Origin of the sequence: Kitasatospora sp. NPDC127116 (genome assembly GCF_042677365.1) — a bacterium.
GTDB lineage: Bacteria > Actinomycetota > Actinomycetes > Streptomycetales > Streptomycetaceae > Kitasatospora > Kitasatospora lactacystinica.
This window is the reverse complement of sequence record NZ_JBHXTL010000097.1, coordinates 1-15,657: the sequence shown is the minus strand read 5'-3', so window position 1 is coordinate 15,657 and position 15,657 is coordinate 1. Positions and strand designations below refer to the sequence as shown.

Below are 15,657 nucleotides of genomic sequence, written 5' to 3'. Positions count from 1 at the left end.
GGCCCGCCCGGACGCCACTGTCGGTGGGGCGCGCTAGCGTGACCGCGCGGACCGGCACTGAGGAGGCGTCGTGCGACTGCGGGATGTTCGGGCGGGGGACGTGGAGGCGTACGTCCGGATGCGCTGCGACCCGGTGATGATGGCCGAACTCGGCGGCCCGCTGCCCCGGGCGCGGGTGGAGGAGCGGCTGCGCAGGGACCTGGCCCTGGTGGCCGGGGACAGCTCCTGGATCAGGATGATCGTGCCGGACGGCGCGCAGGACGGAGAGGCGGCGGGCACCGTCACGCTCTGGTCGGACCAGGAGGACGGTGAGAGCGTCTCCGAGATCGGCTGGATGGTGCTGCCCGAGTACCAGGGGCGCGGCCTGGCCAAGGCGGCGGTCCGCAGGGTGCTGGACGCCGCCGCCGAGGACGGCCGCTGGGGCGAGGTGCACGCCAACCCGGGGACCACCAACGGAGCGTCCAACGGGATCTGCCGGGCGCTCGGATTCCGGCTGGTCGGCGAGCGGGACCTGGACTTCGCGGACCGCGTCCTGCGCACCAACCACTGGGTGGTGGTGCCCGGCGAGCACCACGGGTCGGGCACGGAATAATTCGGATGCCACCCCCGGAGGGCCGCCGTACGGTGGCCCCATGGGCAACAGCATCGATCACACGGACGTCGACAGCGTGAGCGGGCTCCAGGTCCGGGCCGTCTCGGTGGACGAGGTGGCGGAGTGGAACCGGGCGCTCAACTTCGGCTTCCTGCGCCCCCACGTGGCCGTCGCGGAGGACCTGCGCCGCCGGCAGTGGGAGCCGGGCCGGATGCTGGCCGGCTTCGACGGCGAGCGCCAGATCGCCACCTTCCGCAGCTTCGACACCGAACTGACCGTCCCCGGCGGGTCCGTCGTCCAGGCCGACGCCGTCACCAACGTCACGGTGAGCTCCACCCACCGCCGGCGCGGCCTGCTCAGCGCGATGATGCGCCGGGACCTCGCGGCCGCGGCCGAGCGCGGCTGCGCGGTCGCCGTCCTGATGGCCGCCGAGTACAACATCTACGGCCGGTTCGGCTTCGGTCCGGCCACCCACGGCAGCGGCTGGAGGATCGACCTGCGCCGCACCCGCGGTCTGCGCGAGGGCCTGCTGGGCGTCCCCGGCGGCCGGATCGACTTCGTGACCATGGCGGAGCTGCGCGAGCTGGGCGCGGACCTGTACGAGCGCTGGCGGCGCACCCAGCCGGGCGCGATCGAGCGCGACGCGCTCTGGTGGGAGCGCACCAGCGGCGAAGTCCGCACGTCCGGCGACGACTTCAAGGAGCCGTTCGCCGCCGTCCACCGGGATGCCGCCGGCACGGTCACCGGCCTGGTGCTCTACCGGATCGACCCCAAGTGGGACGGCGCCTACCCCGACGGCGCGCTCTCCGTGGACGAGTTCATCGCCCTCGACCTGCCCACCGCCGTCGAACTCTGGCGCCTGGTGCTGTCGGTGGACTGGGTGGCCCGGGTCGAGGTGCGCAACCTCGGCCCGGACGACCCGCTGCCGCTGCTGCTCCAGGACCCGCGCGCGGCCACCCCGCACGAGGACAACGGAGACCTCGTCTGGGTGCGAGTGCTGGACGTCGAGGCCGCGTTCGGCGCCCGCAGCTACGGCGCCCCCGGCCGGGTGGTGCTGGAGGTCGACGACAAGCTGGGCTACGCCTCCGGCCGTTGGGCGCTGGAGACGGCCGAGGACGGCACCGGCCGCTGCACCCGGACCACGGACGACGCCGACCTCGCGCTCGGCGCCTCGGAGTTGGGCTCGCTCTACCTGGGCGCGGAGACGGCGTCGAGGCTGGCCTCGGCCGCCCTGGTCGCCGAGCTGCGCCCGGGGGCGGCGGCCGCCGCGGACCTGCTGCTGCGCACCCCGGTGCGGGCCTGGACGCCGACCGAGTTCTGAGCCCGTTCCAGCACCGGAGGCCGGCCCGTTCGCGGGCCGGCCTCCGGTGCTGCCGCGGGCGCTACTTGACGGCCGTCTTGCCGATGGTGGGCAGGATGAAGTCCTGGATCAGGCCCTTGGCGTCGCGGACGATCGGCCGGAACACCCGGTAGCGCGAGAGGTTGATCACCCGGGCCGCCATGGGGGTGGACCGGCGGACGAACTCCCGCGTCCGCTCGGTGTCCTCGGTCCGGTCGAAGACCCAGTAGAGGACCACGATCATCAGGTACAGCCAGAGCACGTCGGGCAGGAGCTCGACCAGTTCGGCGTCCAGTTTGGGCGCCAGCTCCGAGCCCTGGAGGACGTCGCGGAACAGCTCGACCGCCGTCGCCCGGGCCGGGTGGGAATCGTTGGAGAACGGGCTCAGCGAGCTGGTCGGGTCGGCAGCCGTCCGGAAGAACTGCGCGGCGAACTCGTGGTACGGCGCGGCCGTGTCGAGCCAGGAGGTCAGTGCGATCTCCAGCCGCTCGGAGAAGTCCCGGGTGTGGGACATCCGGCGCTTGGCGTCGGCCGCGTGCTCGTAGGTCATCCGGTCGTAGAACCCCTGGATCAGGAATTCCTTCGCCGAGAAGTAGTAGTACGCGTTGCCCACCGAGACGCCGGCCTCGGTGGCGATGGCGCGCATGGTGGTCTTCTCGTAGCCCCGTTCCTGGAACAGCCGCATGGCGGTCTCCAGGATCAGGGCACGGGTCGCCTCACTCTTGTCGGTCTTGGGCCGGGCCCGGCCGCCGGGCAGTGCTCCGCCCTCCGGCCCGGTCCCGCTCCCCGGGTCGGGCGCGGCCGGAGCCCCGGCCGTGCCGTTCTCGCCGTCCGTTCGGTTCGTCGCTGCCAGGTCGTCCACGAGCACGAGCCTAGCCGGAGACGACGTTCCATCCGGTGTCGGTGTTCGTGGCACCGGATGCCCCCTCCGCATCCGGTGCCACGGCGACCCCCCTCATTTCGAACGCGTTCAAAAGCTGAGCGGTACTGTAGACGTATCGGTTGAACATGTTCAACTCCATCTCTGTGGGAGGCTGGTCACATGATCAGTTCAGGACGGACCGTCATCCGGCGCGGCGGAGTACAGGACGCCGACTCCATCGCCGAGTTGCACGCCCACAGCTGGCGCACCGCCTACCGGGGGATCGTCCCCGAGGCGGGACTGGGCGACGGGATGGTCGCCCAGCGACGCGAACTGTGGGCACTGCGCCTGGACACCGACTGCGCCGACTACGGCGGGCCGGAGAACACGCCCGAACTGCTGGTCGCCGAACGAGCGGGCGCGATGGTCGGATTCATCTACCTCGTCCCGCAGCCGGACGGCGGAGTGATGATCGACAACCTGCACGTCCGCCCCGGCCTGAACGGCGGCGGCATCGGGCGCGAGCTGCTGATCGCGGCCCGCACCCATGTCGCCGAGCGGCACCCCGGGGCCGGACTCTCCCTGGAGGTGCTGCGGGACAACACCCGCGCGATCGCCTTCTACGAGCGCGAGGGCGCAGAGCGGGTCCGGGCGCAGGAGGGCGAGTTCCCCGGAGGGTTCCTGCTGCCCGAGTACGTGTACGCCTGGCCGGCCGCGCGCGTGGCGGTCGGGTCCGAGCGGGCGGAGCCGGCGGACAGGTAGGAACCGGTCGACGGAACGCTGGAGAGGCGGAGAGCCGGATCGGTGGAAGGGGAGGGCCTGCTGGCAGGCCGTCAGTCGACGTCGTAGACGGTCACCGGGACGCCCCGGGCCGTCAGCCGGGCGGTGACCAGCGGTTCGACCCGGTCCCACCGCCCGCCCGCCAGGCCGCAGCCGATCCGCGGCATGTGGACGGAGGCACCGAGCCGGAGCGCGTGCTCACCGAGCGCGGCCAGTCCGGTGTCGATCGCCTCGTACCGCACCGGCACCCCGGTCGAGCGCCCCGTGCGGATGCCGCGCTGGCCGACCAGGTTGGCCACCCAGACGTGCGGATCGACCGCCACCAGCTGGACGGCGCCCAGGTCGAAGTCGTTCTTCGCCCGCTCCCTGTGCCAGCGCCGGTACGCGGCCTCGGGTTCGGGCCAGCGTCTGGAGAGCGCGAGCACGAAGCCCTTGCCCCAGCCGCCGAGGTCGTTGCAGACGTGCGCGATCACCTTCACGCCCTTGCCCTGGGGCGTGGTGGCATCGCCTCGGACGTACGTGATTTCCCCCATGCCTCGACGTTAGAGGGTGGGACTGACAATCTGCTCGGCATTTTCCGGCGCCCCGCCCGCCGCCCCGCCCGGCACTCCACCCGGCGCCCCCTCGGGCGGTGCGGCCGCCGCCGCCCCGCGCGTCGTCAGGTGCCGGCGCCCCGCCAGGGCGATCAGCAGCGCGAGCCCGGCGGCCGCGGCGGGCAGGAGGTAGCCGGTGCCCGGAGCGGCCCGCTCCGCGACCGTCCCGGCGAGCGCCGCCCCGGCCGAGATGCCGATCACGATGCCGGACACCGCCATCGCCATGCCCTCGTTGAACTGCCGCTGCGGCAGCAGCTCCTGGACCAGCGTCATCCCGGTCACCATGGTCGGCGCGGTGGCGGTGCCGGCCGCGAACAGGGCCGTCCCGAGCAGCCCGAGCCCGGTCCCGCCCAGCCCGGCGGCGAGCGGCAGCAGCAGCACCGAGGCCATCGCGGTGGCGCCGAGCAGGAACCGCGTGCCCGGTGCCCGGCGCGGGGTCAGCAGCCCGAACAGCAGCCCCGCGACGCAGGAACCGGCCGCGAACAGGGCCAGCAGCAGTCCGGCGGAGGCCTTGTGGCCGAGCGCGTCGGCGTACGCCACGGTGGTGATCTCGGTCGCGCCGAAGACCGTGCCGGTCGCCAGGAAGGTCAGCACCAGCACCCGCAGCCCGGGCACCCGCAGCGGGGAGCCGTGCCGCGGTCCGGCCGGTTCCCGCCCCTGCGCCGGGGCGGGGGGCAGCGGGGGTTCGGTGCGCCGCTGGGCGGCGAACAGCAGGGCGCCGGCGGCGCCGAGGGTCCCGGCGGTGATCAGTCCGGCCTCCGGGGCGAGCGTGGTGCAGAGCAGCATGGCGAGCACCGGGCCGGCCATGAAGCAGAGTTCGTCCAGGGCCTGTTCGAAGGAGTTGGCCAGGTGCCGGGCGGCCGGGTCGTCCCGGTACAGGTGCGCCCAGCGGGAGCGGGCCATGCCGCCGAGGTTGGGTGCCGCCGAGCCGGCCGCGGAGCAGAGGAGGAGCGTCCAGTCGGGTGCGCCGAGCCGGACGCAGAGCAGCAGCCCGGTCAGTGGAACGGCGTTGTACAGCGCGGCCGGTACCGTCACCCGCGCCTGCCCGTACCGGTCCACCAGCCGTCCGATCAGCGGCATCCCGACCGCGCCGGCGGCCAGTCCGGCCGCCGAGACGGCCCCGGCCAGCCCGTACGAGCCGCGCCGCTCGGAGAGCAGCACCACCAGGGCGACGCCGTTCATCGACAGCGCCAGCCGGCCGAGCAGCCCGGTCAGGGTGAAGGCGACGGCACCGGGGGCCGCGAACAGCCGCCGGTAGGAGGTGAGGACGGCGCGCGGGGGCATCGGGCTCCTGTGAGCAGGGGGAAGGGGGGTGCTCACAGCCTGGTGCCGGTGGCGGGCGGCCGTCCAACACCTGTTTCGCCGCACTCACAACACGCTGTTGTTAATCTGCCGCCCATGCCCCGTGACCTGCACCCCCGCCTGCTCCGCGGCTTCGTCGCGACCGCCGAGACCCTGCACTTCGGCCGGGCCGCGGAGCGGCTGCACACCGCCCAGCAGGCACTCAGCCGGGACGTCCGGACCCTGGAGGGGCAGCTCGGCGAAGCACTGTTCACCCGCACCACCCGCAGCGTAGAACTCACCCCGGCCGGAAGGCGGTTGCTGCCCCGGGCGCGCGGGTTCCTCGCCCTGCACGACGAGATCCTCGCCGAGGCCGCGGCCGGATCCGGGGCCGCCGCCCGGCCGCTGCTGCTCGACCTCAACAGTGACGTCACCGGCCCGGACCTCACCGCCGACCGGGTGCTCGAACGGGCCCGGGCCGCCTGGCCGGAGGGCGAACTGCTGGCCCGCTTCCACGGCGGACTGGCCGCGGCGGCCGCCGAACTGCTGGCCCACCGGCTGGACGCCTCCTTCGGCCGCTTCGCCGGGCTGCCCGCCCCGGTGCGCGGTCGACTCGTCCAGCTGCCGGTGCGGTTGGAGCGGATCTCGGTGATGATGGCGGACACCCATCCGCTGGCCGACCGCTCCGTGCTGCGCCCGGCCGAGCTGGCGGGGCACCCCGTCGACGTCTGCGCGGGCAACCCGGCGACCACCGAGTGGGCCGACCTCGGCACCCGGCTGCTGCGGGAGCACGGTCTGACGGCGGCCGCGCCGTACGTGCCGCCGGTGGGCGTCGACGAGACCGCCCGCTACCTCGCCCGGCACGGCGATCCGATGCTGACCACGGTCGGCGGCCCGCGGATCCCGGGGACGGTGAACGTGCCGCTGGTGGAACCGGTGCCGCTGAGCCTGGTCAGCCTGGTGCACCGGCCCGGGGAGCGTCACCCGGGGCTGCGGGCGCTCGCCGCCGCGGCCGGCGCGCTCGGCGCGGCCGAGGGCTGGCTGCGCCGTCCGCCGGGCAGCTGGCTTCCCGAGGCGGACGCGGCGCTGCTGCGGTAGGGGCGGACGCGGCGTGGCTGCGGCAGGGGTGGACACGGTGCTGTCGGCGCAGGGGCGGACGCGGGCGGCCGACCGCCGTACGGGCGGGCGGCCGTCACGCGAAGACCGCCCCTGCCCCCGGGGGGAAGGGCAGGGGCGGTGCTCGGGGGGACGGCCGGCTCAGGCCGCCTTGACGGCGGAGATGTCGAAGCTGAGCTTGACCTTCTCGCCGATCAGCACGCCGCCGGTCTCCAGCGCGGCGTTGTAGGTCAGGCCGAACTCGGTGCGGTCGACGACGGCCTTGCCCTCGAAGCCGACCCGGTCGGCGCCGTACGCGTCGGTGGCGCTGCCGGTGTACTCCAGGTCGAGCACGACCGGGCGGGTGGTGCCCTTGATGGTGAGGTCGCCGGTCATCCGGTACGAGTCGCCGCCGAGCAGCTGGGCGGAGGTGCTGCGGAAGCGGATCTCCGGGTGGGTGTCGACGGCGAAGAAGTCGCCGGTGCGCAGGTGCTCGTCGCGCTGGGCCTGGTTGGTGTCGACGCTCGCGACCTTGATCACCAGCTCGGCCGAGGAGTTGCCCGGGTGGGTCCCGTCCAGGTGCAGCTTGCCGTCGTACTCGGTGAAGCGGCCCTTGACGTTGGTGACCATCGCGTGGCGGACCGAGAAGCCGATCTCGCTGTGCGTGTTGTCGACGGTCCAGTCGCCGGTCAGGTGGGCGAGGTCCGGGCCGGCCGGGGTCGGGACGGCGGTCGCGGCGGGGGCGGTGACGGTCTTGGTGCGGTTGAACAGGCCCATGGCTTCCTCCTTGGTTCGAAGCCAGTTGTTTAGGCTTCAACTTGTTGGCTCCAGCGTAGGACAACTTCGTTCAACTTTCAACCATGGTGCTCCGGATTCCTCCGAACGGCTCAGCGGACCCGCCCTGTCGGACCTCCCGGATAGGCTGCGAAGGACGGTCCCACCCCGCCCGGAAGGCCCCCGATGTTCGTCCTGCACGCGCTCTGGCGAGCGGACGGGCAGCTGGCGCTCTGGGCCGAGGACGCCCGCGCCCACCCCGGCGCCGCCGAACCGCAGCCCGACCGGCCCGCCCCGCGCGCCCACCCCTACGCCTGCCCGGCCGGCGAGCTGGCCGCCGTGCTCGGCGGCATCGGTCCGGGTCTCGGCTGGCTCGCCGGACAGGCCCCCGAGCGCTGGGCCACCCTGCTGCTGCCCACCGTCGGCACCGTCCCCGCGCCCTCGCCCGACCTTCCGGTCGCCCCGCCGCGCGGCGGCGCCGTGCTCACGCCCTGGCGGGTGCCGGCCCTGCTCTTCGGGGCCGGGGCCGCCGCCCAGCTGCTCGGTGAGGTCTTCGACCCGGTCTGGGCCGTCACCAGCAGCGATCTGCCCGGCGCCGGACGGGTCGAGGTGGTCCACGGCCCCTCGCTGCGCTGGCTCACCGGAGTGCACGACCTCGCCTGGCGGACGGTCGGCCGCGGCCGGGTCCAGCCGCTGCCCGTGACCGCCGCCGACGGCCGCCCGCAGGCCCGGTGGCGGCCCGACCTCACCCCGGCCGGGCGCCGCGAGGCCGCCGCCCTGGCCGCTGGCTGCCCGCCCGTCCTGCTGGGGGAGTGGCCGCACGGCGCCGACGACGGGGACGCGCTGCTGGGCGCGGCCCTGGGCGCACTGGTGGACGCCGAGGCCCGCGCCGCACTGGCGGACGCCCCGTCCCCCTTCCCGGTCGACGGCGGCGCCGGACCGGGGGCGGCCGTCGCCGAGCGCTGGCTGCACGCCCTCACCACCCCCGACGGCTGGTTCGACGGCTCCCCGCCCGAGGAGCTCGCCGGACTGCGCCGCGGGCTCGGCGCCTGGTACGCCGCCGCCGAGCCCGTCGATCCGGCGCTGCGGCTCTGCTTCCGCCTGGTCGAGCCGCTCGGCCCCGATCAGGACGACCCGGAGGGCCGGCCCTCCGACGACGCGTGGCAGCTGGAGTTCCTGCTCCAGGCCGTGGACGAGCCCTCCCTGCTGGTCCGCGCCGCCGACCTGCACGAGGGCGGCGCCGCCCACGCCGCGCTCGCCCGCAAGGGCGCCGACCCGGTCGACGTGCTGGTCGCCGAACTCGCCCGCGCCGCCCACCGCTGGCCCGCCCTGGACGGGCTGCGCCACCGCTCCCACCCGTCCGCCCTGCCGCTCGGCCGGGCCGGCGCGCTCGACTTCCTGCGCACCGCCGCGCCCGCCCTCGCCGAGGGCGGCTTCGGGGTGCTGCTGCCCGCCTGGTGGCGCCGCCGCCCCCGGCTCGGGCTCGCCCTGCGCGCCACCACCCCGCCCGCACCCGGCTCGCTCGCGGCCGCCGGCCAGGTGGACCGGGACGCCGTGGTCGCCTTCCGCTGGCAGGTCGCGCTCGGCCCGGAGGGGGAGCCGCTCACCGAGCGGGAACTGGCCGAACTCGCCGCGGCCAAGCAGGAGCTGGTCCGGGTGCGCGGCACCTGGCTGGAGGCCGACCCGGCCCAGATCGCCGCCGCGCTCGCCTTCCTCGCCGACCGGCGCGACGGCGTGCTCGCCGCCGGAGAGCTGCTGCGGCTCGCCCTCGACCCGGAGGCGACGGTCGCCGGGCTGCCGGTCACCTCGGTGCGCGCCGACGGCCCGCTCGGCGAGCTGCTCGCCGGGCAGGCCGTCGCCGCCCCGGCCCCGGAGCTGCCGGCGGACTTCCGGGCCGAGCTGCGCCCGTACCAGGAACGCGGGCTGGCGTGGCTGCGGACCATGTCCGGACTCGGCCTCGGCGCCGTGCTGGCGGACGACATGGGCCTCGGCAAGACCGTCCAGACCCTCGCCCTGCTCGCCTCCGAGCGGGCGGAGGCGGCGGAGGCGGCAAAGGCGGCGGACGGGCTGAAGGGGGCGGACGGGCCGGAGGCGGCGAAGGGGGCGGAGGACACCGCCGGCCCCACCCTGCTGGTCTGCCCGATGTCCCTGGTCGGCAACTGGCAGCGCGAGGCCGAGCGCTTCGCCCCCGGTCTGCGACGGTACGTCCACCACGGCGCCGGCCGCCTCGGCGCGGAGCAACTCGCCGCGGCCGTCAGGGGCGTGGACCTGGTCATCACCACCTACGGGCTGGTCCAGCGCGACCTCGCCGCCCTGCGCGCGATCCGCTGGCGCCGGGTGGTCGCCGACGAGGCCCAGCACATCAAGAACAGCGGCACCGCGCAGTCCCGGGCGATCCGCGCCCTTCCCGTCACCCGGCACCGGATCGCGCTCACCGGCACTCCGGTGGAGAACCGGCTCGCCGAACTGCACGCCGTCCTGGACTTCGCCAACCCGGGCCTGCTCGGCCCGGCCGAGCGCTTCAAGGAGCGCTACGCGATCCCGGTCGAGCTGCACCGCAGTCCCGAACGCACCGCCGAACTCCTCCGCCGCACCGCACCGTTCGTGCTCCGCCGGGTCAAGTCCGACCCGGCGGTGGCGGCCGAGCTGCCCGCCAAGCAGGAGATGACCGTCTGGTGCAACCTCACCGCCGAACAGGCGGGCCTCTACCAGGCCGTGGTCGCCGACCTGCTGCGGCGGGTCGAGGGCATCCGGGGCGTGGAGCGGCGCGGCACGGTGCTGGCCGCGATCGGCAAGCTCAAGCAGGTCTGCAACCACCCGGCCCAACTGCTGCACGACGGTTCGGCGGTGGGCGGGCGCTCGGGCAAGGTCGCCCGGCTGGCCGAACTGCTGGAGGAGGCGCTGGCCGAGGGCGACCGGACGCTGGTCTTCACCCAGTACGCCGAGTTCGGTGCGATGCTCCGCCCGTACCTTGAGCGCCGGCTCGGCGAGGAGGTGCTCTACCTGCACGGCGGCCTGCCCCGGACGCGCCGTGAGGAGCTGGTCGAACGCTTCCAATCCCCGGACGGGCCGGGGGTGTTCCTGCTCTCGCTGCGGGCCGGCGGCACCGGCCTCAACCTGACCGCCGCCAACCAGGTGATCCACCTGGACCGTTGGTGGAACCCGGCGGTCGAGGAGCAGGCCACCGACCGGGCCTTCCGGATCGGCCAGCGCCGGGACGTCCAGGTCCGCCGACTGGTCTGCGTCGGCACCGTCGAGGAGCGGATCGACGAACTCCTCGCCGCCAAGCGCTCGTTGGCCGATGCGGTGGTGGGGGAGGGGGAGCGCTGGCTCACCGACCTGCCGGTCGAGGCGCTGCGCGAACTGGTCGCCCTCACCCGGGAGGACGCCGTGGCCGAGGAGGACGCGTGAGCGACGAACCGAAACCGCCCGTGGTCAACGTCGCCGCCTACTGGTGCGGCGACTTCACCCTGCGCCGCGCGCCGGCGGCGGAGGAGGAGGACGGTCCGGACGAGTCCTCGCTGCGCCGCCTCGGCCGCTCCGGCATCACCGTGCACGGCCGCGACCTCGCCGTCGTGCTCGCCCCCGCCTACGAGGCCTTCCGGGGCTGAGCACGGCGGCTACCGTGCGGTAGCGTCGCGCGGGTGACCGACACCCACGACGCGCCGTCGGCCGACTCCCGGTCGGCCGACTCCCGCTTGGCCGACTTCGAGCGGCACCGGCGGACGGTCTTCGGCATCGCCTACCGGATGCTCGGCAGCGTCGCCGATGCCGAGGACCTGGTCCAGGACACCTGGCTGCGCTGGAGCGGCGTCACCGGCCCGGTCGCCAGTCCCGGCGGCTTCCTGGCCCGTACGGTCACCAACCTCGCGCTCAACAAGCTGGACTCGGCCGCCGTGCGCCGCGAGTCCTACGTCGGCCCCTGGCTGCCCGAGCCGCTGGTCACCGAGCCGGACGCGACTGAGGGCGTCGAGCGGGCCGAGACGGTCTCGGTGGCCCTGTTGGTGGTGCTGGAGAGCCTGTCCCCGCTGGAGCGGGCGGTGTTCGTGCTCAAGGAGGCCTTCGGATTCACCTACCAGGAGATCGCCGAGGCCCTGGACCGCACCGAAGCCGCCTGCCGTCAGGTCGGCAGCCGGGCCCGGGCGCACGTGCGCGCCGGCCGGCCGCGCTACGACGCCCCGCCCGAGCTGCGCCGCCGCGCCACCGACGAGTTCCTGGTGGCCTGCGCCGGCGGCGACCTCAACCGGATGCTCGAACTGCTCGCCCCCGACGTCACCGCCTGGACGGACGGCGGTGGGGTGATCCGCGCCGCGCTGCGGCCGGTCGTCGGTGCCGAGAACGTCGCCCGCTTCGTCCTCGGGGTGCTCGGGCAGCTCGGTGAGGGTGCCGGCGCCCGTCCGGTCCTGGTCAACGGCGAGCCCGGTGCGCTGGTCACCGTGGACGGCGCCGTCGACTCCGTGTCGGTGTTCGAATTCGCCGAGCAGCCCGACGGCACCGTGCGGATCGCCGGGATCCGCAGCGTCCGCAACCCGCACAAGCTGGCCCACCTCGCCGGTGCCGCGCCCGTGCCTCCCTCGGCCCCCGTCCCTTCCGCCGCTCCCGCTCCCGCCGACGCTCCCGCTCCCGCCCCCGGCGACGGCGCCGACCGGCCCGACCCGGCTTGACCCTCGACCAGGTCGAGCCCGCAGAGTCACCGGCATGGAGAGCGAGCTGCACAGCATCGGCGAACTGGCCCGCGCCAGCGGACTGGGCGTCGGCACCCTGCGCTACTACGACGGCGCCGAGGTGCTCACCCCCGCCTGGGTCGATCCGCAGACCGGCTACCGCTGGTACCGGCCCGGCCAGCTCGCCGACGCCCGGCTGCTGGCCAGGCTGCGCCGGGTCGGCCTGCCGCTGACGGACGTCCGCGCCGTGCTCGGCGCCGCGCCCGGCGGCGAGGAGGCCCGGCAGGTGCTCGACGCGCACCTGCGCCGTCTGGAGGACGGCCTCGCCGACGCCCGCCGCGAGCTCTCCCTGATCCACGCGATGATCGACCAGAGGGAGCAGCCGATGACCACCACCCCCGCCGGACTCCGGTTCACCGTCCCGGCCGAAGAGCTCGCGGCCGCCCTGGACGCGGTCCGCTTCGCGGTCTGCGGGGACCCGGAGCTGCCCTCGCTCGCCGGCGTGCTCTTCGAGCCCGACGGGCCGGTGCTGCGCCTGGTCGCCACAGACCGCTACCGGATGGCCCTCGCCGAGGTGTCCGCCGCCGGTGACACGCCCGAGCGGCCGGTGGCGGGCACGGTCGTCCCGACCGCGCTGGTGGACGCGCTGCGCGCGCTGCTCGGCTCGGGGGCGGCGGAGGTCGCGCTCACCCTCGGCGGCGGTCCGGTCCGGGCCGAGGTCGGGGAGCACCGGATCGAGGGCGCCGCGCTGGACTTCGACTACCCCGACCACCGGGCCGTCACCCGGCTCGCGCCGGAGCACCGGATCACCCTCTCGGCCGCCGAACTGCGGGCGGCCGTGGCGGCCGGGGCCACCCGTACCCTGCCCTCCGGCCCGGACGGCGCCGACTGCGAGGTCACCGTCCTGACCCTGACCGGGGACGGCCGCCTGACGGTCGCCGACGATCCGGCCCCCGAGGGCTACCGACTGGCCGTCAACCGGGACTTCCTGCTGGAAGCCCTCGACGCCGGCCGCCCCGGGCAGCTGCTCCTCGAACTCGGCGGCCCGATCGCCCCGCTGGCCGTCCGCACGCCCGGTCGTTCGGGCACCTTCTCCGTGCTGATGCCGGTCCGGCTGCCCGAGTCCGGCTGACCGGCGGGCCTCGCCGGGGCTCTGGAAGGATCACCGCATGAGCCCGCACCCCGACGCCCCCGACGCCCCTGCCTCGGACGTCCCTGCACTTGACGCCCCCGGCTCCGAAGCCCCCGGCTCCGGGGTCCACGTCCCCGCGGAGCACGTCCCCGCGGAGCACGTCCCCGCGGAACAGGTCCGCACGGTCCACGTCCCGGCCCCCGGCGGCGGCCGGCTGTGGGCGGAGCGCCGAGGAGCCGGCAGCCCGGTGGTGCTGCTGCACGGCTCCGGCATGGACTCCCGGCTGTGGGACGCCGTCGCCCCGGCGCTCGCCCGCCACCACGACGTGATCCGCTACGACGCCCGCGGCCTCGGCCGCTCCAGCACGCCGGAGCAGGCCTTCGACGACGTCGCGGACCTGGGCGCCGTCCTGGACCACTTCGGTCTGCCCGGTGCCGCGCTGGTCGGTCTGAGCATGGGCGGGGAGACCGCCCTGGACTTCGCCCTCGCCCACCCCGACCGGGTCACCGCGCTCGGCCTGGTCGGCGCCTCGGTCAGCGGCCACGACTGGCCGCCGTCCCCGGAGACCACCGCCTACGCCGAGGCCCGGCGCCGTGGCGACGCGGCGGAGCTGGCCGAGCTGGAGCTCTCCGTCTGGGCCGCCCTGGGCCGCGGCGCACCGGGCGGCGAGCTGATCGCGGCGATGGTCGAGGAGAACGCGGCCCGCCGGATCGTCAGCGAGCACCACCTCGCGGGCGCCCCGGCCCGGGCGGCCGAGCCGCTCCTGGGCACGGTCGCCGCGCCCACCCTGGTCGTCCACGGCGACCGCGACCACCCGGAGATCGCGGCGATCGCCCGGCGGCTCGCCGACGACATCCCCGGCGCCCGCGGCCACCTCGTCCCGGACGCCGACCACTACCTCCCGCTGCGCACCCCCGAACGGCTCATCGAGCTCCTCCTCGCCCATCTGGCCTGACCGCCCGGTCCGCCCGGCCCCGGCCGCGCCCCGACGGGGACGCGCGCGTTTGCTGCCGCTAGCACCCTGCTTGCATTTGCAAGCGGGGTGTTGCAGGCTGTCCGCATGGCCTCACTGAACGTCGGCTCGCTGGGCGAGTACATCCGCGAGCAGCGCCGCAACGCCCAGTACTCGCTGCGGCAGCTGGCGGAGGCCGCCGGCGTGTCCAACCCGTACCTCAGCCAGATCGAGCGCGGGCTGCGCAAGCCGAGCGCGGAGATCCTCCAGCAGATCGCCAAGGCGCTGCGGATCTCGGCGGAGACGCTGTACGTCCAGGCCGGGATCCTGGAGGAGCGGCGGGGCGAGGGCCTGGAACTGCGGGCCTCGATCCTGGCCGATCCGCTGATCAACGAGCAGCAGAAGCAGGCGCTGCTCGCGGTCTACGACGCCTTCCTCAAGGAGAACGCCGCGTCGGCACCCACCCCGACGACCGACGGCCCAGCCACCCAGAACATCCACCGGGAGGACCGGTAACCATGCCCATCACCGACGAGATCAAGAAGACCCTCAGCGACCCGACCCCGCTGTACGCCCTGGCCGGCGCCGGGGACCTCGCGTACGAGAAGCTGCGCGAGGTGCCGGGCCGGGTCGAGGCGCTGGCGGCGGACCGCAAGGGCGCTCAGGAGAAGGCCACCGCCACGCTCCAGGAGGCGCAGTCGCTGCTGACCGGGGCGCAGGCCAAGGTCACCGAGACCGTCACCGGCATGCCGACGGACCTCAAGGCCCTGCAGGAGCGGGCCCAGGGCTTCGCGCTGCAGCAGGTGGCCCGCGCGGTCGAGCTGGCGGTGAAGGCCAAGGAGACCTACGACGAGCTGGCCGAGCGCGGCAAGGTCGTGGTGGACAAGGCCCGCCCGGGAGCCTCGGAGGAGGGCGAGCCGTCCGAGCGGCCCGAGCTGACCGTGGAGCCGGTTGAGGTCGTGGAGCCGGTCGAGGTCGCGGAGCCGGCCGAGCCCGCGCCGGCCGCGGAGGGCGGCGCCGAGCCCGCCCCGAAGAAGCCCTCCCGGGCCCGCAAGGGCGCCGCCGACGCCGCGGAGTGACGTGGTGCCCCGAGGGGCACAGTAGGTGACCGTGGGACGTTGACCCCGTCGTGGACGGTCGTCGTGCCAGGATGGGCGGCGGTCGCAGTGCCGGAGTCGAGAGCAGAGGAGATCGAAATGGTCGGAGTGTTGCAGATTCTGGCCTTTTCCTATCTGAACCCGATCTGGTGGGCGACCATCGCCATCCTCGGCTACAAGCTGTTCGCCCTGGCCGACGCGGCCACCCGCCGGGAGGACGCCTACCGGGCGGCCGACAAGAAGACCAAGGGCTTCTGGGTGGCGATCCTGGCGATCTCCTTCGGCTGGGACTTCCTGTTCGGGGTGAACTTCTTCACCGGCATCGGCACCCTGGCCGGTCTGGTCGCCTCGATCGTCTACGTGGTGGACGTCCGCCCGGCGATCCGGGCACTGACCGGAGGCAACGGGGGCCGGGGCGGTCGGAGCAACACCGGTCCGTACGGCCCCTGGTAGCCCCGGCGGCGGACGACGCGGCGGCCCGGGCGGGGAGTTCTGC

General features: G+C 74.9%; 16 protein-coding genes. 12 read left to right on the top strand and 4 right to left on the bottom strand.

Annotation, left to right across the window (positions count from 1 at the left end):
* Positions 1 to 70: 70 nt before the first annotated feature.
* Both ACFVHV_RS30950 and ACFVHV_RS30945 read left to right on the top strand, forming a co-directional pair.
* Entirely contained in the window at positions 71 to 592 is a 522-nt protein-coding gene (locus ACFVHV_RS30950) for a GNAT family N-acetyltransferase (protein ID WP_359910402.1), read from the top strand.
* Positions 593 to 632: 40 nt separating this feature from the next.
* The gene (locus ACFVHV_RS30945; protein WP_380355404.1) at positions 633 to 1,913 is read left to right on the top strand and encodes a GNAT family N-acetyltransferase; all 1,281 of its coding nucleotides are present in this window, start codon (positions 633 to 635) and stop codon (positions 1,911 to 1,913) included.
* Between the two features lie 61 nt (positions 1,914 to 1,974).
* Here ACFVHV_RS30945 and ACFVHV_RS30940 read toward each other — a convergent pair whose 3' ends face one another.
* Entirely contained in the window at positions 1,975 to 2,793 is an 819-nt protein-coding gene (locus ACFVHV_RS30940; protein WP_380355401.1) for a TetR family transcriptional regulator, read from the bottom strand.
* 180 nt (positions 2,794 to 2,973) lie between these two features.
* Between ACFVHV_RS30940 and ACFVHV_RS30935 the strand changes: the two genes are divergently transcribed.
* A complete protein-coding gene (locus tag ACFVHV_RS30935; protein ID WP_380355398.1) occupies positions 2,974 to 3,555 on the top strand; it encodes a GNAT family N-acetyltransferase in 582 nt (193 codons plus the stop codon).
* Between the two features lie 71 nt (positions 3,556 to 3,626).
* Here the strand turns inward: ACFVHV_RS30935 and ACFVHV_RS30930 are convergent, their stop codons facing one another.
* The gene (locus ACFVHV_RS30930; protein ID WP_380355396.1) at positions 3,627 to 4,106 is read right to left on the bottom strand and encodes a macro domain-containing protein; all 480 of its coding nucleotides are present in this window, start codon (positions 4,104 to 4,106) and stop codon (positions 3,627 to 3,629) included.
* A gap of 9 nt (positions 4,107 to 4,115) precedes the next feature.
* Positions 4,116 to 5,450, bottom strand: a complete 1,335-nt coding sequence (locus ACFVHV_RS30925) for an MFS transporter (RefSeq protein ID WP_380355393.1) — start codon at positions 5,448 to 5,450, stop codon at positions 4,116 to 4,118.
* Between the two features lie 114 nt (positions 5,451 to 5,564).
* Between ACFVHV_RS30925 and ACFVHV_RS30920 the strand changes: the two genes are divergently transcribed.
* Positions 5,565 to 6,545 (top strand): LysR family transcriptional regulator, encoded by a 981-nt coding sequence (locus ACFVHV_RS30920; RefSeq protein WP_359910417.1) that lies wholly within the window; start codon positions 5,565 to 5,567, stop codon positions 6,543 to 6,545.
* Between the two features lie 159 nt (positions 6,546 to 6,704).
* On the opposite strand, the gene ACFVHV_RS30915 is transcribed toward ACFVHV_RS30920, so the two are convergent.
* Positions 6,705 to 7,319: a YceI family protein gene (locus tag ACFVHV_RS30915; protein ID WP_359910420.1), complete on the bottom strand. Its 615-nt coding sequence runs from the start codon at positions 7,317 to 7,319 to the stop codon at positions 6,705 to 6,707.
* Between the two features lie 183 nt (positions 7,320 to 7,502).
* Between ACFVHV_RS30915 and ACFVHV_RS30910 the strand changes: the two genes are divergently transcribed.
* From ACFVHV_RS30910 to ACFVHV_RS30875, 8 genes are all read left to right on the top strand, one after another.
* Positions 7,503 to 10,727 (top strand): SNF2-related protein, encoded by a 3,225-nt coding sequence (locus ACFVHV_RS30910; RefSeq protein ID WP_380355390.1) that lies wholly within the window; start codon positions 7,503 to 7,505, stop codon positions 10,725 to 10,727.
* The gene (locus tag ACFVHV_RS30905; RefSeq protein WP_359910426.1) at positions 10,724 to 10,927 is read left to right on the top strand and encodes a hypothetical protein; all 204 of its coding nucleotides are present in this window, start codon (positions 10,724 to 10,726) and stop codon (positions 10,925 to 10,927) included. The genes ACFVHV_RS30910 and ACFVHV_RS30905 overlap by 4 nt, the downstream gene beginning before the upstream one ends.
* A 33-nt stretch (positions 10,928 to 10,960) precedes the next feature.
* Complete coding sequence (locus ACFVHV_RS30900) at positions 10,961 to 11,980, top strand: RNA polymerase sigma-70 factor (RefSeq protein WP_380355387.1); 1,020 nt, start codon at positions 10,961 to 10,963, stop codon at positions 11,978 to 11,980.
* A 34-nt stretch (positions 11,981 to 12,014) separates the two neighbouring features.
* Positions 12,015 to 13,112 (top strand): MerR family transcriptional regulator, encoded by a 1,098-nt coding sequence (locus ACFVHV_RS30895; protein WP_359910429.1) that lies wholly within the window; start codon positions 12,015 to 12,017, stop codon positions 13,110 to 13,112.
* 37 nt (positions 13,113 to 13,149) lie between these two features.
* Positions 13,150 to 14,067, top strand: coding sequence for an alpha/beta fold hydrolase (locus ACFVHV_RS30890; protein WP_380355385.1), 918 nt, complete (start codon positions 13,150 to 13,152; stop codon positions 14,065 to 14,067).
* A 105-nt stretch (positions 14,068 to 14,172) separates the two neighbouring features.
* Positions 14,173 to 14,580 (top strand): helix-turn-helix transcriptional regulator, encoded by a 408-nt coding sequence (locus ACFVHV_RS30885; RefSeq protein ID WP_359910435.1) that lies wholly within the window; start codon positions 14,173 to 14,175, stop codon positions 14,578 to 14,580.
* 2 nt (positions 14,581 to 14,582) lie between these two features.
* Entirely contained in the window at positions 14,583 to 15,143 is a 561-nt protein-coding gene (locus ACFVHV_RS30880; RefSeq protein ID WP_380355383.1) for a hypothetical protein, read from the top strand.
* Between the two features lie 117 nt (positions 15,144 to 15,260).
* On the top strand, positions 15,261 to 15,614 hold the full coding sequence (locus ACFVHV_RS30875) for a DUF2516 family protein (RefSeq protein ID WP_359910441.1): 354 nt from the start codon (positions 15,261 to 15,263) through the stop codon (positions 15,612 to 15,614).
* Positions 15,615 to 15,657: the final 43 nt, after the last annotated feature.

What these genes read in the sequence shown, in the direction of transcription:
- ACFVHV_RS30945 (WP_380355404.1), top strand. Translation starts at nt 633, where the DNA reads ATGGGCAACAGCATCGATCACACGGACGTCGACAGCGTGAGCGGGCTC.
- ACFVHV_RS30935 (WP_380355398.1), top strand. Translation starts at nt 2,974, where the DNA reads ATGATCAGTTCAGGACGGACCGTCATCCGGCGCGGCGGAGTACAGGAC.
- ACFVHV_RS30930 (WP_380355396.1), bottom strand. Translation starts at nt 4,106, where the DNA reads ATGGGGGAAATCACGTACGTCCGAGGCGATGCCACCACGCCCCAGGGC.
- ACFVHV_RS30925 (WP_380355393.1), bottom strand. Translation starts at nt 5,450, where the DNA reads ATGCCCCCGCGCGCCGTCCTCACCTCCTACCGGCGGCTGTTCGCGGCC.
- ACFVHV_RS30920 (WP_359910417.1), top strand. Translation starts at nt 5,565, where the DNA reads ATGCCCCGTGACCTGCACCCCCGCCTGCTCCGCGGCTTCGTCGCGACC.
- ACFVHV_RS30915 (WP_359910420.1), bottom strand. Translation starts at nt 7,319, where the DNA reads ATGGGCCTGTTCAACCGCACCAAGACCGTCACCGCCCCCGCCGCGACC.
- ACFVHV_RS30910 (WP_380355390.1), top strand. Translation starts at nt 7,503, where the DNA reads ATGTTCGTCCTGCACGCGCTCTGGCGAGCGGACGGGCAGCTGGCGCTC.
- ACFVHV_RS30895 (WP_359910429.1), top strand. Translation starts at nt 12,015, where the DNA reads ATGGAGAGCGAGCTGCACAGCATCGGCGAACTGGCCCGCGCCAGCGGA.
- ACFVHV_RS30890 (WP_380355385.1), top strand. Translation starts at nt 13,150, where the DNA reads ATGAGCCCGCACCCCGACGCCCCCGACGCCCCTGCCTCGGACGTCCCT.
- ACFVHV_RS30885 (WP_359910435.1), top strand. Translation starts at nt 14,173, where the DNA reads ATGGCCTCACTGAACGTCGGCTCGCTGGGCGAGTACATCCGCGAGCAG.
- ACFVHV_RS30880 (WP_380355383.1), top strand. Translation starts at nt 14,583, where the DNA reads ATGCCCATCACCGACGAGATCAAGAAGACCCTCAGCGACCCGACCCCG.
- ACFVHV_RS30875 (WP_359910441.1), top strand. Translation starts at nt 15,261, where the DNA reads ATGGTCGGAGTGTTGCAGATTCTGGCCTTTTCCTATCTGAACCCGATC.